Consider the following 14,147-nt stretch of genomic DNA (forward strand, 5'->3'; position numbering starts at 1 on the left):
TCTTGTGCAGAAGTTTTATAACCAAATACACTCCGCACACCGATTAAATAGGCAAAAACTGCGAGGAATACACGCATTATCCAGAGGGGGCGTGCGGGAGCACCACCCGCCCACCCCCCCCCCGACTGCTTTACCGACCGCTTTTCAGCCGGTGACGGGGCGAAGTCAATGACTGAAATGATCTCCCCACCAGCGTGGAGTGGTTCTAGGCTCTTCCGTACCGCCGGTCGCGCAGTGCGGGGACGGGCACCGCACACGCACCGGAGCACCAGCGGTACTTGAGCGCCGCTCCCGAACGGGAGCGCCGCCGGGCAAGGAGGGCCGCATGACCGTACGGCGAGTAATGGGGATCGAGACGGAGTACGGGATCTCCGTCCCGGGGCACCCGAACGCCAATGCCATGCTCACCTCGTCCCAGATCGTCAATGCCTACGCGGCGGCGATGCACCGGGCGCGCCGCGCCCGCTGGGACTTCGAGGAGGAGAATCCGCTGCGGGACGCCCGCGGCTTCGACCTCGCCCGCGAGGCCGCCGACAACAGCCAGCTGACCGACGAGGACATCGGCCTCGCCAACGTCATCCTCACCAACGGTGCACGGCTCTACGTCGACCACGCGCACCCCGAGTACAGCTCCCCGGAGATCACCAATCCACTGGACGCCGTGCTCTGGGACAAGGCCGGCGAGCGGATCATGGCCGAGGCGGCGGTCCGGGCGGCCCAGCTGCCCGGCGCCCAGCCCATCCATCTCTACAAGAACAACACCGACAACAAGGGCGCCTCCTACGGGACGCACGAGAACTACCTGATGAAGCGGGAGACCCCCTTCTCGGAGATCGTGCGGCACCTGACCCCCTTCTTCGTCTCCCGCCAGGTCGTCACCGGCGCCGGCCGGGTCGGCATCGGCCAGGACGGGCGCGAGCACGGCTTCCAGATCAGCCAGCGCGCGGACTACTTCGAGGTCGAGGTCGGCCTGGAGACCACGCTCAAGCGCCCCATCATCAACACCCGGGACGAGCCCCACTCGGACGCGGAGAAATACCGCCGGCTGCACGTGATCATCGGGGACGCCAACCTCTCCGAGATCTCGACGTACCTCAAGCTGGGCACGACGGCGCTCGTGCTGTCCATGATCGAAGACCAGTTCATCACCGTCGACCTGGCCGTCGACCAGCCCGTACGCACCCTGCACCAGGTCTCCCACGACCCTGACCTGCACCACCTGATCACGCTGCGCAGCGGGCGCACGCTGACCGCCGTACAACTGCAGATGGAGTACTTCGAGCTGGCCAGGAAGTACGTGGAGGAGCGTTTCGGTTCCGACGCGGACGAGCAGACCAAGGACGTACTGGCCCGCTGGGAGGACGTGCTCGGCCGGCTGGAGAGCGATCCGATGAGCCTGTCGGGAGAGCTCGACTGGATCGCGAAGCGGGAGATCCTGGAGGGCTACCGCAGGCGTGACGGGCTCGGCTGGGACGCGGCCCGCCTGCACCTGGTGGACCTCCAGTACGCGGACGTACGGCCCGAGAAGGGCCTCTACAACCGCCTGGTGGCCCGCGGCAAGATGAAGCGGCTGGTGGAGGAGCCCGCGGTCGAGCGGGCCCAGGGCAAGCCCCCGGAGGACACCCGGGCGTACTTCCGGGGCCGGTGCCTGGAGCAGTACGCGGACGACGTGGCCGCGGCCTCCTGGGACTCGGTGATCTTCGACCTCCCGGGCCGGGACTCCCTTCAGCGGGTCCCGACGCTGGAACCCCTGCGGGGCACCCGCAAGCACGTCAAGGAGCTCCTGGACCGCTGCCGCACGGCGCAGGACCTGGTGCGGGTGCTGAGCGGGAACTGAGCGGGAGCTGACGCTTTCCTGGGCCGGGAGGGGCTGAAAGGCCGCCTGGCCGGGAATCATGAGAGAACCCGGACGTTGTGCAAGTACCGGGACGGATGTCGGACCCTCCTTGTAGGGTCCGGCATAGGGTCTGATCTTGAGAGATCCCGAAACCCGGGGTCTCTCCACGTGAGCGTGCGAACCGAGCGGGGTGAGGTAGACATGGCGACCAAGGACACCGGCGGCGGACAGCAGAAGGCGACGCGCTCGACCGAGGAGGTCGAGGAGGCGGCGGTCGAAGAATCGACCGACCTCAAGGAGCGCCAGGAAAAGCTCTCCGACGACGTCGACTCGGTACTTGACGAGATTGACGATGTACTCGAAGAGAACGCCGAGGACTTCGTGCGATCCTTCGTTCAAAAGGGTGGCCAGTAGACCCGTTTTGCCTTTGATTCAAAGGTGAGCGGGCGAATGGTTCGGCCGTCGACGGTCTGGCGACACGTCGCAAGGCGTGTCCTTTCGTTGACGGCCGAGCCGGTCACCTCAAGCGGGCCCGCGGCCTGACCGAGGCCCGGCGCGACGGGATGATCGCGGCGCAGCGGCGTCTGCCTCATCTGCTTGAAGGCTCCGGCCGTACATGTGGATCATTGCCACACGACGGGTAGGGTCCGTGGCGTACTTTGCTTCAACTGCAATACGGCTATCGGACTGTTGGGAGACGATCCCGACGCCGCTCGTCGGGCCATCTCATACCTGGAGGGACACGCGTGGAAGCCAACAATCGTGGCACAGGGCGTCTACCGGCAGCCTTCCTGACGCCGGGGTCGTCGTCCTTCATGGACTTCCTGGGCTCGCACGCGCCCGAGATGCTGCCGGGGAACCGCAAGCTCCCCGAGGGCATCGTCGAGGCGCCGCACGGGACGACCATCGTCGCCGCGACCTTCCCCGGCGGGGTCGTGCTCGCCGGTGACCGGCGGGCGACCATGGGGAACATGATCGCGCAGCGGGACATCGAGAAGGTGTTCCCGGCCGACGAGTACTCCGCGGTCGGGATCGCCGGTACGGCCGGCCTGGCCGTGGAGATGGTCAAGCTGTTCCAGCTGGAGCTGGAGCACTTCGAGAAGGTGGAGGGGACGACCCTCTCCCTGGAGGGCAAGGCCAACCGGCTCTCCACCATGATCCGGAGCAATCTGGGGATGGCGATGCAGGGGCTGGCCGTCGTACCGCTCTTCGCGGGGTACGACGAGGCCAAGGAGAAGGGCCGGATCTTCTCCTACGACGTGACCGGCGGCCGCTCCGAGGAGCACGGCTTCGCCGCCACCGGCTCCGGTTCGATCTTCGCCAAGGGCTCCATGAAGAAGCTCTACCGCCCGGACCTGACGGAGGAGCAGGCCACCACGCTGGTCGTGCAGGCACTGTACGACGCGGCCGACGACGACTCGGCGACCGGTGGGCCGGACCTGTACCGCCACATCTATCCGATCGTCACCGTCATCACCGACGAGGGCTTCCGCAGGCTGACCGAGGAGGAGTCGCAGGCGATCGCCCGCTCGGTCACCGACCGGCGGCTTGAGCAGCCCGACGGGCCGCGCGCGGCCCTGCTCTGACCCCTCCTCGTCTCGTCGCCCAGAAGAAAGGGACGGATAACCGGTGTCGACTCCGTTCTATGTGTCACCCCAGCAGGCCATGGCCGACCGGGCGGAATACGCCCGGAAGGGCATCGCCCGCGGCCGCAGCCTTGTCGTGCTGCAGTACGCCGACGGCATCGTGTTCGTCGGCGAGAACCCCTCCCGTGCGCTGCACAAGTTCAGCGAGATCTACGACCGGATCGGCTTCGCGGCCGCCGGCAAGTACAACGAGTACGAGAACCTGCGGATCGGCGGTGTGCGGTACGCGGATCTGCGCGGATACACCTATGACCGCGACGATGTGACGGCCCGTGGGCTGGCGAACGTGTACGCGCAGACGCTGGGCACCATCTTCTCCTCGGCCGGTGAGAAGCCGTACGAGGTGGAGCTGGTGGTGGCCGAGGTCGGTGCGACCGCGGCCGGTGACCAGATCTACCGGTTGCCGCATGACGGTTCGATCGTGGACGAGCACGGTTCGGTCGCGGTCGGCGGCAATGCCGAGCAGATCAGTGCCTTCCTCGATCAGCGGCACCGGGACGGGATGACCCTGTCCGAGGCGTTGAAGCTGGCGGTGCAGGCGTTGTCGAGCCAGGCGAACGGTGCGGACAAGGCGATTCCGGCTGAGCGGCTGGAGGTTGCGGTGCTGGACCGGACGCGGGTGCAGCAGCGCAAGTTCAAGCGGATCCGGGGCCGGCAGCTGGCGCGGTTGCTGGAGGCGGACGTCTCGGCGGACGTCCAGGCGGATGCCGTGTCGAACGACGAGGTTGCGGAGGACGACGCGGAGTAGGACGCGGAGCCGTCCCCTGCGCAGGGAGCCCCGGTCGGCCCGAGAGGGCGGCCGGGGCTCCGTCGTGTTCAGCGCGCGGGGGCGGGACCCGAGGAGTCGCGGACGACGAGTTCGACGGGGATGTCCGGGGCGGTCCAGGGTTCGCCCTCCAGGACGGTGAGGAGGGCGGTCATGCCCTGCTCGCCGACGCGTTCGGCGGGCAGGCGCACGGTCGTCAGCTCGGGTTCGACAGCGGTGGCGAGGGCCAGGTCGTCGAAGCCGGTGATCGAGAGGTCTTCGGGGACGCGCAGGCCGAGACGGCGGGCGGCCTTGCAGGCGCCGGCGGCGAGGATGTCGTCGTCGCAGACGACGGCCGTGGGCCGGTCGCCGGGGGTGGCCAGGGCGGTCTCCATGGCGGTGCGGGCGTCGGTGACGGTGAGCGCGGCCCGTACCGTGCGCAGCTCGGTGTGCGGGCCCAGGAGGGCGGCGAGGGCTTCGGCACGGACGTCGAAGGTCCAGGAGTCGACGGCCGAGGCGAGGTGCAGGAAGCGGCGGTGGCCGTGTCCCAGGAGGTGCTGGGTGACCTGGCGCATGCCGTCGGCCATGGCGAGGTTGACGTGGGCGGCGGCGCGGCCGGCGGCGGGGTCGCTGTCGAGCATGACGAGGGGGAGTTCGGTGCCTCCGATGGCGTCGAGGGCACGGGCGGCCATGGAGGAGGCGATGACTCCGTCGAGGGCGGCGCGGGCGGAGGCGAAGGGGTCACGGGCGGGGCCGGTGCCCTCGGGGGAGGGGTAGAGGACGACGCCGAAGCCGTGGGCGGAGGCGATGCGGGCGGCTCCGGTGTAGACGCGGGCGAAGAACTCGTTGGTGAGGGCGGGGACGACGAGGAGGGCGGTGCGGGTGCTGCCGAGGCGGAGGTTACGGGCGGCGAGGTTGGGGCGGTAGCCGAGGGTGGCCGCGGCCTCGCGGACGAGGCCGGCGGTGCGCTCCGAGACGCGGCCGCGCCATTTGTCGCCGAGGACGAGGGAGACGGTGGCCTGGGAGACCCCGGCGGCGGTGGCGACGTCCCGGCTGGTGGGTCTCGTCACAGGGGGGCTCCTGGAATCGCGGTGTCGGGCGGGCGGTGGGGGTCCGTGGGCCAGGTGGCCGTCTGGACTGCCGAGCTGCGGCCATGGTACGTATGACGGGTCACGTTATACGTATTACCCGGGTGGTAGTGTCCGGGCTGGAAAGGGGCGCACATGGCCGCGGGATACGCGGAGCTGCTCAGGACCCGGCACGCCGCGAGGCTGCTGGTGGGCACGCTCACAGGGCGGTTGCCGAATGCCACCGCGCCGATCGCCATCGTGCTGTTCACGCGCGCCGAGGGCGGCAGCTACAGCCTCGCGGGAGCCCTGGCGGCCGTCTACGGGCTGGCCAATGCCGTGGGGCAGCCGCTGCTGGGGCGGGCCGTCGACCTGTACGGGCAGCCCCGCGTGCAGCTGCCCGCGGCGCTGGTTTCCGCGTTGGGCATGGTGTGGCTGGCGTTCGCGGGCGCGGGGTCGGCTGCGGCCGCGTACACCGCCGTGGTCGTGGCCGGGCTCTTCACGCCTCCGCTGGAGGGTGGCCTGCGGGCGCTGTGGCCCGGCGTGCTCGGCGGCAAGGAGGAGCGGGTGCACGCCGCGTACGCGATGGACGCGGTGGCCCAGGAGGTCATGTTCACGGTCGGTCCGCTGCTGGTGACGCTGTTCGTGGCGCTGTGGGATCCGGCGGGGGCGCTGCTGGTGCTCAATGCGATCGGTGTGCTCGGGGCGCTGACCGTGGTGGTCAGCGAGCCGTCCCGGACGTGGCGCTCGGCGCCCCGCGAGGCCCACTGGCTGGGTGCGCTGCGCTCGCCGGGGCTGCTTGCGCTGCTGGGGTCGTTCTTCTTCGTGGGGACGGCGTTGGGCTCGATCACCGTGGCCGGTGTCGCGTACGCCGACGACCACGGCGACCAGGCGGTGTACGGCTGGCTGATGGCGGCGCTGGGGCTGGGCGCCCTCGTCGGCGGCGTGGCGTACGGGGCCCGGCAGTGGGCCGGTGCGCCGGAGCGGCGGCTGCGGCTGCTGGTCGCGCTGCTGGCGGTCTGCTACCTGCCGCTGATGCTGACGCCTGGCCCGGTGGCCATGACGGCTCTGGCGGCGCTCGCGGGGGTGTTCCTGGCGCCGGCGATCGCGTGCGCGTTCATCGTGGTGGACCGGCACGCCCCGGCGGGCACGGTGACCGAGGCGTTCTCGTGGCTGGTGACGTTCTTCGGGGTGGGCGCGGCCATCGGTACGGCGGCGGCCGGCCCCGCGGTGGAACTGGGCGGGACGGCCATGGGGTTCGGGGTGGCGAGCGTGGCGGGGGCGGCGGCGCTGCTGGTCCTGATGACCACTCAGCGAATCCTTGCTGTTCCCGGCCGGACCCGCACCGTGACGGGCGCCGCGGCGGCCGCCCCGGAGGGCTCCCCCGGGCGTGTCGCCGCCAATTGATCGAAACGGCGTTCTCGAACCCGGTTTCAGAACAGTGCAGAAGGCGTAATGTTCAGTCATGGACCGCCGCATTTTCGGGCTGGAGAACGAGTACGGCGTCACGTGCACGTTCAGGGGACAGCGCCGACTGTCTCCTGACGAAGTGGCGCGCTACCTCTTCCGCCGTGTTGTGTCATGGGGCCGCAGCAGCAATGTCTTCCTGCGGAACGGCGCCCGCCTGTACCTCGACGTGGGTTCGCATCCGGAATATGCAACTCCCGAATGCGACAACGTGACCGAACTGGTCACCCACGACAAGGCGGGCGAGCGCATTCTCGAAGGCCTGCTCGTCGATGCAGAACGCCGCCTGCACGAGGAGGGAATCGCGGGCGACGTCTATCTCTTCAAGAACAACACCGACTCGGCCGGCAACTCCTACGGCTGCCACGAGAACTACCTGGTGGCACGGCACGGGGAATTCTCCCGCCTGGCGGACATCCTCATTCCGTTCCTGGTCACGCGGCAGCTGATCTGCGGGGCGGGCAAGGTGCTGCAGACCCCGCGGGGCGCGGTCTACTGCGTGAGCCAGCGGGCGGAGCACATCTGGGAGGGCGTCAGTTCCGCGACGACCCGCTCCCGGCCGATCATCAACACCCGGGACGAGCCGCACGCCGACGCGGAGCGCTACCGCCGCCTGCACGTGATCGTCGGGGACTCGAACATGTCCGAGACGACGATGCTGCTCAAGGTCGGCGCCACCGACCTGGTGCTGCGCATGATCGAGGCGGGCACGGTGATGCGGGACCTGACCCTGGAGAACCCGATCCGGGCGATCCGCGAGGTCAGCCACGACATCACGGGCCAGCGCAAGGTGCGACTGGCGAGCGGCCGGGAGGCCTCCGCGCTGGAGATCCAGCGGGAGTACTACGACAAGGCGGTGGACTTCGCCGAGCGCCGCGGGATCCGCAGCGGCACGGTGGACCAGGTGCTGGAGCTGTGGGGCCGCACGCTGGACGCGATCGAGGCGGAGGACCTGGACCGCATCGAGACCGAGATCGACTGGGTCATGAAGTACAAGCTCATCGAGCGGTACCGCGGCAAGCACAACATGACCATGTCCAACCCGCGAGTGGCCCAGATAGACCTCGCGTACCACGACATCCACCGTCGGCGCGGGCTGTACTACCTGCTGGAGCGCAAGGGGCAGGCGGCGCGGATCTGCAACGACCTGAAGATCTTCGAGGGCAAGTCGGTGCCCCCGCAGACCACCAGGGCGCGGCTGCGCGGTGACTTCATCCGCCGGGCGCAGGAGCAGCGGCGGGACTTCACCGTCGACTGGGTGCACCTGAAGCTCAACGACCAGGCGCAGCGCACCGTGCTGTGCAAGGACCCGTTCCGTTCGGTGGACGACCGGGTGGAGAAGCTGATCGCCGGGATGTGACATCTCACTGATCTTGGGCAGGGCCCCGTACGGATCTCGTACGGGGCCCTGCGCACGCCTTAGAGTGGCGGCGACCGCTTGCCGTCTGAGATCTGAGGAACACGTGCGCCGACTTGCCGGCCTGCTTGTCGTACCCCTTCTGCTGCTGTCGACAGCAGCGTGTGGCGACAGCGGCTCCGACTCCGCCCAGATGAAGAACGGGGTGCCCGCGATCACGAAGGGCGCCAAGTTCGGAGAGACGCCCACCCTGTCGAAGGGCAAGGGCGACCCGCCGAAGGAGCTGAAGGTGGAGACCATCAGCGAGGGCACCGGCCCGGCGCTGAAGAAGGGCGACGTCGCCCAGGTCAACTACCTCGGCCAGGTGTGGGACGGCAAGGAGCCGTTCGACCAGAGCTTCGGCAAGGGCAAGCCGTTCGAGGTGACCATCGGTGCCGGAATGGTCATCAAGGGCTGGGACCAGGGCCTGGAGGGCAAGAAGGTCGGAAGCCGTCTGGAACTGGTGATCCCGCCGGCCCTGGGCTACGGGGAGAAGGGCTCCGGCGACAAGATCAAGCCGAATGCCACGCTCGTCTTCGTCGTGGACATCGTCAAGGGCACCAGCGTCCCGGCCTCCGCCACCGGCAAGGAGGTCGCGCAGGACAACAAGGACCTCCCCAAGGTCGGTACGAACACGGACGGCAAGGAAGTCTCCGTGACCGTCCCCAAGGACGGGACCCCGCCGTCCAAGCTCGTCTCGAACTACGTCCTGGAGGGTGACGGCCCGGCCGTCAAGGACTCCGACAGCGTCGTGGTGAAGTTCAACGGCAAGACGTGGAAGGACGACAAGACCTTCGAAAGCACGTACGCCACGGACCAGACGGTCACCTGGCCGATGGAGCAGCTGTCGGTCAAGGGCCTGAAGGACGGCCTGCTCGGCAAGAAGGTCGGCAGCCGCATCCTCCTGGTCATCCCGCCGGACCAGGCCTTCGGTGACAAGGAGCAGGGGACGATCCCGGCGAACTCGACGCTGGTCTTCAGCCTCGACATCCTCGCCGTGATGTAAGACTGTCCCCGTTGTCCACCAGTTTTTAGGAGCAGTTCCGTGAGCGACAAGCTCGAAAAGCCCGAGATCGACTTCCCCGAGGGCCCGGTCCCCACCGACCTGGTCATCGAGGACATCTGGGAGGGCGACGGCGCCGAGGCCAAGGCCGGTTCCAAGGTCTCGGTCCACTACGTGGGCGTGGCCTTCTCCACCGGCGAGGAGTTCGACGCCTCCTGGAACCGCGGCGCCCCGCTGCAGTTCATCCTGGGCGTCGGCCAGGTCATCTCCGGCTGGGACCAGGGTGTCCAGGGCATGAAGGTCGGCGGCCGCCGCAAGCTGACGATCCCCGCCCACCTCGCGTACGGCGACCGCGGCGCCGGCAGTGCCATCAAGCCGGGCGAGACGCTGATCTTCGTCTGCGACCTGATGGACGCCTGATCCGCGACGCGTGACCGGTGAAGGGCCCCCGCCGTGAGGCGGGGGCCCTCGCTTTTGCCGGGGCCCGCCGGGGCGGTACGGTCAACGGTCACGGACGTATGAGACGTGCAAGTCGTGTAAGCGGAGAAGGGCGGAACGGCGTCGATGGCGATTGCCAAGGCCGAGCGGCTGATGAATCTGGCGCTGTGTCTGCTCGGGACACGCCGGCCGCTGAGCAAGCGTGAACTGCGCGGTTCCATCGAGGCGTACATGGAAGCGGGCAACGACGAGTCCTTCAACCGCATGTTCGAGCGGGACAAGGACGATCTGCGGGAACTCGGCCTGGTCATCGAGACGGTGGAGAACCTGGAGGGCGAAACGGGCTACCTGGCCCGCCGGGACAGCAACCGCTTGCCCCCCGTCTCCCTGGACGCCGAGGAGGCCGCGGCCCTGGGGCTGGCGGCGAAGGTCTGGCAGCAGGCCCGCCTCGCCGGAGCCGCGAGCGGCGCGCTGCAGAAACTGCGGGCCGGCGGGATGCCGGAGGCGGGTTCCCCGTACGAGGGTCAGCACAGCGCCATCGAGCCGCGCATCCCCGTCCACGAGGCCGCGTTCGAGCCGCTGATGCTGGCCTGCCGCGACCGCCGGCCGGTGGTCTTCGACTACCGCAAGTCCACCGCGGCCCGGCCCGAGACCCGTCAGGTAGAGCCGTGGGCGCTGGAGTGCTGGCGCGGGCACTGGTACCTGGCCGGATACGACCGCGAGCGCGGGGCGGAGCGGGTGTTCCGGCTGTCCCGGATCACCGGCAAGGTCCGCTCGCGGGCGGGCAGGTACACCGCCGAGGTGCCGGATGTGGTGACCGTGCGGGAGACCGTGGCGAGCTGGGCCGGGGAGAGCGCGGACCGCACCGCGCTGATCCGGCTGCGGGCCGGGGCGGGCTACCCACTGCGGGCCAGGGCCGCGGCCGTGCGCGAGGGCGCGGACGGCTGGGACGAGCTGGAGATCCCGTACGGGCACGGGCTCGACGCCTGGCTGGTGGAGTTCGGGCCGGACGTGGTGGTGGTGGAGCCGGCCGACCTGAGGGCGGACGTGGTGGACCGGCTGCGCGCCGTCGCCGCGGGCTGACACCGGCCGCGCACGCACCGTACGCACGTACGACACTCCGGCACCGCACCCGCCGCGCCGGGTGCGGCCCCCGTACGACCGCACCACCCGCACCACCGCACGCACAGCACCGCATCGCACTGCACCCGCACGACCGCACCGTTCGCATGACGTGCCCTGAGGGGGAGACGTACCAGCATGGCTGCCAACGCCATCGACCAGACCCGCCGGATGCTGTCCCTGGTGACCTACCTGCGCGAGCGCCCCGGCGCGCACGTCGCCGACGTCGCCCGCGCCTTCGGGATCACCGAGGACGAGCTGATCTCGGACCTCGACGTGCTGCCCATGTGCGGCACCAGCTTCCGCGGCGGGGACCTGCTCGACATCGACACCGACGGGGAGCGCATCTGGTGGCGCAACCCCGACGCGTCGGGGGAGTCCACCGCCGAGCCGCTGCGGCTGGCCGCCGACGAGGCGACCGCGCTGCTGGTTGCCGCCCGCGCCGTGGCCACCCTGCCCGGCCTGCGCGAGAGCGACCGGGACGCCCTGCTGCGGGCCACCGCGAAGCTGGAGGCGGCGGCGGGCGAGGCCGCCGGGGCCAGCGCCCGGCTGAGCGTGACCTTCGAGGCGGAGGGCGGGGTCTTCGCCGACGTCGACCGGGCCATCGCCGAGCGCCGGAGGCTGTGGCTGCGCTACTACTCGCCCGCCCGGGACGAGCTGACCGAGCGCAAGGTCGACCCCATCCGGCTCTTCACGGTCGGCCACACCTACATGGAGGGCTGGTGCCACCTCTCCGAGGCCCGGCGCACCTTCCGGCTCGACCGGGTGGCGGAGATCCGCCTGCTGGACGAGCGGGCCGAGCCGCCCGCCATCGAGCCGCGCGACCTGTCCGAGGGGCTCGTGCAGCCGGCCGCCGAGGACCCGGAGGTCGTGGTCGAGGTCGGGCCCGGCGGGCGCTGGGTCGCGGAGTACTACCCGCACGACAGCGCCGAGGAACTGCCCGACGGCGGGCTGCGCATCACCCTGCGCAGCCCGGACCCGGCCTCGCTGCGCCGTCTCGCGCTGCGGCTGGGCCGGGAGGGCCGCATCGTGACGCCGCAGGAAGTGGCGGACAGCGCCCGCCAGGCGGCCCGCGAGGCGCTCGCCGGGTACGGGGAAGCGGGCTGAGCACCGCGGTGTACGGCCCGGGAGCCGTACGCGGGCCGTGCCACGGACAGGGCGGCACGGGCAGGCAGTGCCATGGACAGGCAGTGCCACGGGCAGGCTGTGGCTCCGGGCAGGCCGCCCGTGCGCAGGCCGTGCCGTACGCAACAGAAGTGGGCTGAGGGGAGCGCCGAGAGATGTCGCCAATGTCTGGGCCACGGGGTGTGTCCGCCGCCGCCGGGCCGCCGGGGCGGTCGGCCGCGGCGGGGCCGGTCTCCTTCAAGGCGGCCTGTCCCGACTGCCGGGCCCGCTTCGAGCTGGACGCCGCCGCGTTGCGGCTGGTCATCGGCGGCAGCCGGCGGACCACCTTCTACTCCTTCACCTGCCCCGAGTGCCGCGCCTCCGTCCGCAAGCCGGCGGGTGAGCGGATCGTGGAACTGCTGACCGGTGGCGGCGTGAGCACCCTGCGCAGCATCTGAGGCGGCGGGGGTGGCCCGGCCGCGATCGGCCGGGCATCCCCTAAGCTCGTCCCATGCTGTGGCCCATGCTCGCGATCGCCCTGGGGTTCCTCGGGTGCGCCGTTCTCGCCGTTGCCGCCCTGCGCGTGTACGCGGAGGTGCGGCGGCTGTCCGCCGAGGTGGCCCGGTCCAGCCGCCGGGTCGCGGACGCCTCGGCGGAGCTGGAGCGGGCGGCGACGGACCTGGCCCGGGCGGGCCAGGTGATCCGGCCGTAGTGCGCATGTGTCCGTACGTCTATGGCAACTGCAGGGCGGGCCCCGTACGGTCGGATCCGGACCGCCGGAGCCGTACGCAAGCCGGGAGACCCCCGGGGATTGCCGGGCGTTAACCCCCGGGGGTTACGATCCTTGTCGAGCGGCTCCGGATCGCCTCCGACGTCGCCCGCCACCACAACCAGCCGTTTCGGTGAGAAGGAAGACACACATGATCGGCAATCTGAAGCCCCTTGAGATCCTTCTGATCATCGCTGTCATCGTGCTGCTGTTCGGTGCCAAGAAGCTCCCCGAGATGGCCCGCTCCCTCGGCAAGTCGGCCCGCATCCTCAAGAGCGAGGCGAAGGCCATGAAGGCCGAGGGCGCGGCGGACGACAACACCGCCGCCTCCACGGTCGCCGACCAGACGCCCCAGCAGGCGGCCCCGCGCACGATCAAGGCGGCCCCCGGCGACGTGACGAGCTCGCGGCCCGTCGGCGAGCCGAACCACACCGCCCAGGGCTGACCGCCCGCCCGCGGTCGCCTTCCCGGCCGCGGTCACACCGGGATGACCGGTCATCTGCAACGAGACAAGGGACGTGGGTTGCTCAAGTCTGCCCGCAAGCAGGGGAAGCAAGGCAAGCAGGCGAAGGACGCCGAAGGGCGGATGCCGCTTGTCGAGCACCTGCGTGAGCTGAGAAACCGCCTGCTCAAGTCCGTCCTGGCGATCCTCGTGATCACCGTCGTGGCGGCCTTCTACTACAAGGACCTCATCGACTTCATGCTGAAGCCGATGCTGGACTCCGTCGGCTGCACCGGCGGGGTGGTCTCGCAGCGCAACGGCCGGCCCTGTGCCGACATGACCGTGAACGGCCTCATCGCCCCGTTCTCGATCGCCCTGAAGGTCTCGCTCACCGCCGGAGTGGTGCTCTCCGCCCCCGTGTGGCTCTACCAGCTGTGGGCCTTCACCGCCCCCGGACTGCACAGCCACGAGAAGAAGTACGCGATGAGCTTCGTCGCGGCCGGTGCGCCGCTGTTCGGCGCGGGCGCTGTCCTCGCGTACAAGCTGCTGCCGCAGACCGCCACGATCCTCCTCGACTTCACTCCCGAGCACGCGCGCAACCTGCTCCCGGTCGACGACTACCTCGACCTGGTCACGCGCATGGTCGTGGTCTTCGGCCTCGCCTTCGAGCTGCCGCTGCTGCTGATCCTGCTCAACTTCACGGGTGTCCTCACGGCGAAGCGGCTGGCGAGCTGGTGGCGGGCCATGGTGCTGGGCATCACGATCTTCGCCGCGTTCGCCACCCCGACCGGTGACCCGCTCACCATGCTGTCGCTGGCCGCGCCCATCGTCGCCCTGTACTTCATCGCCCTCGCGATCTGCCTGGTCAACGACCGCAGGCGCAGGCGCGGCAACCCGGACGCGCTGCTCTCCGACGACGAGGCGGCCGAGCTGGACCTGACGCCCGCGCCGATCGGTGCGATGGAACCGGTCGCCCCCGCGGCCGCCCTGCCCGAGCAGGTGGACGGCGAGCACCGGCGGATCAACGGTTACGACGACGCCACCTGACAGGTACTCCCCGAGTTACCTCCCTCAGACTGCGTCCGGGGGGGTCCCCGGAGGTGCCCCCACC

At 70.1% G+C, this 14,147-nt stretch carries 15 protein-coding genes and 1 pseudogene; 15 read left to right on the forward strand and 1 reads right to left on the reverse strand.

The features are described 5' to 3' along the window. Positions 1 to 325: 325 nt before the first annotated feature. From dop to prcA, 5 genes and pseudogenes are all read left to right on the forward strand, one after another. A complete protein-coding gene (gene dop / locus AB0B01_RS25400; RefSeq protein ID WP_361723393.1) occupies positions 326 to 1,837 on the forward strand; it encodes a depupylase/deamidase Dop in 1,512 nt (503 codons plus the stop codon). 201 nt (positions 1,838 to 2,038) lie between these two features. Further along, complete coding sequence (locus AB0B01_RS25405; protein WP_030016348.1) at positions 2,039 to 2,251, forward strand: ubiquitin-like protein Pup; 213 nt, start codon at positions 2,039 to 2,041, stop codon at positions 2,249 to 2,251. A gap of 35 nt (positions 2,252 to 2,286) precedes the next feature. Next, a pseudogene (locus AB0B01_RS25410) lies at positions 2,287 to 2,632 on the forward strand (endonuclease VII domain-containing protein); the annotation flags it as partial. Continuing rightward, positions 2,584 to 3,423: a proteasome subunit beta gene (gene prcB, locus AB0B01_RS25415; protein ID WP_361723397.1), complete on the forward strand. Its 840-nt coding sequence runs from the start codon at positions 2,584 to 2,586 to the stop codon at positions 3,421 to 3,423. The pseudogene AB0B01_RS25410 and the gene prcB, both read left to right, overlap by 49 nt. A gap of 43 nt (positions 3,424 to 3,466) precedes the next feature. Next, positions 3,467 to 4,231, forward strand: a complete 765-nt coding sequence (gene prcA, locus AB0B01_RS25420) for a proteasome subunit alpha (protein ID WP_361723400.1) — start codon at positions 3,467 to 3,469, stop codon at positions 4,229 to 4,231. A 68-nt stretch (positions 4,232 to 4,299) separates the two neighbouring features. On the opposite strand, the gene AB0B01_RS25425 is transcribed toward prcA, so the two are convergent. Beyond that, complete coding sequence (locus tag AB0B01_RS25425) at positions 4,300 to 5,298, reverse strand: LacI family DNA-binding transcriptional regulator (protein ID WP_361723403.1); 999 nt, start codon at positions 5,296 to 5,298, stop codon at positions 4,300 to 4,302. A 153-nt stretch (positions 5,299 to 5,451) separates the two neighbouring features. Here AB0B01_RS25425 and AB0B01_RS25430 point away from each other — a divergent pair, with 153 nt between their 5' ends. The 10 genes from AB0B01_RS25430 (at position 5,452) to tatC (ending at position 14,083) form a co-directional block, all read left to right on the forward strand. Then, the gene (locus AB0B01_RS25430) at positions 5,452 to 6,702 is read left to right on the forward strand and encodes an MFS transporter (protein WP_361723406.1); all 1,251 of its coding nucleotides are present in this window, start codon (positions 5,452 to 5,454) and stop codon (positions 6,700 to 6,702) included. Between the two features lie 58 nt (positions 6,703 to 6,760). Further along, positions 6,761 to 8,122 (forward strand): Pup--protein ligase, encoded by a 1,362-nt coding sequence (pafA, locus tag AB0B01_RS25435; protein WP_356852392.1) that lies wholly within the window; start codon positions 6,761 to 6,763, stop codon positions 8,120 to 8,122. Between the two features lie 103 nt (positions 8,123 to 8,225). Then, positions 8,226 to 9,164 (forward strand): FKBP-type peptidyl-prolyl cis-trans isomerase, encoded by a 939-nt coding sequence (locus AB0B01_RS25440; protein WP_361723410.1) that lies wholly within the window; start codon positions 8,226 to 8,228, stop codon positions 9,162 to 9,164. 39 nt (positions 9,165 to 9,203) lie between these two features. After that, on the forward strand, positions 9,204 to 9,581 hold the full coding sequence (locus tag AB0B01_RS25445) for an FKBP-type peptidyl-prolyl cis-trans isomerase (RefSeq protein WP_361723413.1): 378 nt from the start codon (positions 9,204 to 9,206) through the stop codon (positions 9,579 to 9,581). A 144-nt stretch (positions 9,582 to 9,725) separates the two neighbouring features. Beyond that, the gene (locus AB0B01_RS25450; RefSeq protein ID WP_361723416.1) at positions 9,726 to 10,682 is read left to right on the forward strand and encodes a WYL domain-containing protein; all 957 of its coding nucleotides are present in this window, start codon (positions 9,726 to 9,728) and stop codon (positions 10,680 to 10,682) included. A gap of 177 nt (positions 10,683 to 10,859) precedes the next feature. After that, positions 10,860 to 11,828 (forward strand): WYL domain-containing protein, encoded by a 969-nt coding sequence (locus AB0B01_RS25455; RefSeq protein ID WP_361723418.1) that lies wholly within the window; start codon positions 10,860 to 10,862, stop codon positions 11,826 to 11,828. A 182-nt stretch (positions 11,829 to 12,010) separates the two neighbouring features. Then, positions 12,011 to 12,283 (forward strand): hypothetical protein, encoded by a 273-nt coding sequence (locus AB0B01_RS25460; protein WP_361723421.1) that lies wholly within the window; start codon positions 12,011 to 12,013, stop codon positions 12,281 to 12,283. A gap of 53 nt (positions 12,284 to 12,336) precedes the next feature. Continuing rightward, on the forward strand, positions 12,337 to 12,537 hold the full coding sequence (locus tag AB0B01_RS25465; RefSeq protein WP_361723424.1) for a hypothetical protein: 201 nt from the start codon (positions 12,337 to 12,339) through the stop codon (positions 12,535 to 12,537). 208 nt (positions 12,538 to 12,745) lie between these two features. After that, complete coding sequence (gene tatA, locus AB0B01_RS25470; RefSeq protein WP_361723427.1) at positions 12,746 to 13,039, forward strand: Sec-independent protein translocase subunit TatA; 294 nt, start codon at positions 12,746 to 12,748, stop codon at positions 13,037 to 13,039. Positions 13,040 to 13,117: 78 nt separating this feature from the next. After that, a complete protein-coding gene (gene tatC, locus AB0B01_RS25475; RefSeq protein WP_361723430.1) occupies positions 13,118 to 14,083 on the forward strand; it encodes a twin-arginine translocase subunit TatC in 966 nt (321 codons plus the stop codon). Positions 14,084 to 14,147: the final 64 nt, after the last annotated feature.

It is taken from the genome of Streptomyces sp. NPDC044571, assembly GCF_040647115.1.
GTDB lineage: Bacteria > Actinomycetota > Actinomycetes > Streptomycetales > Streptomycetaceae > Streptomyces.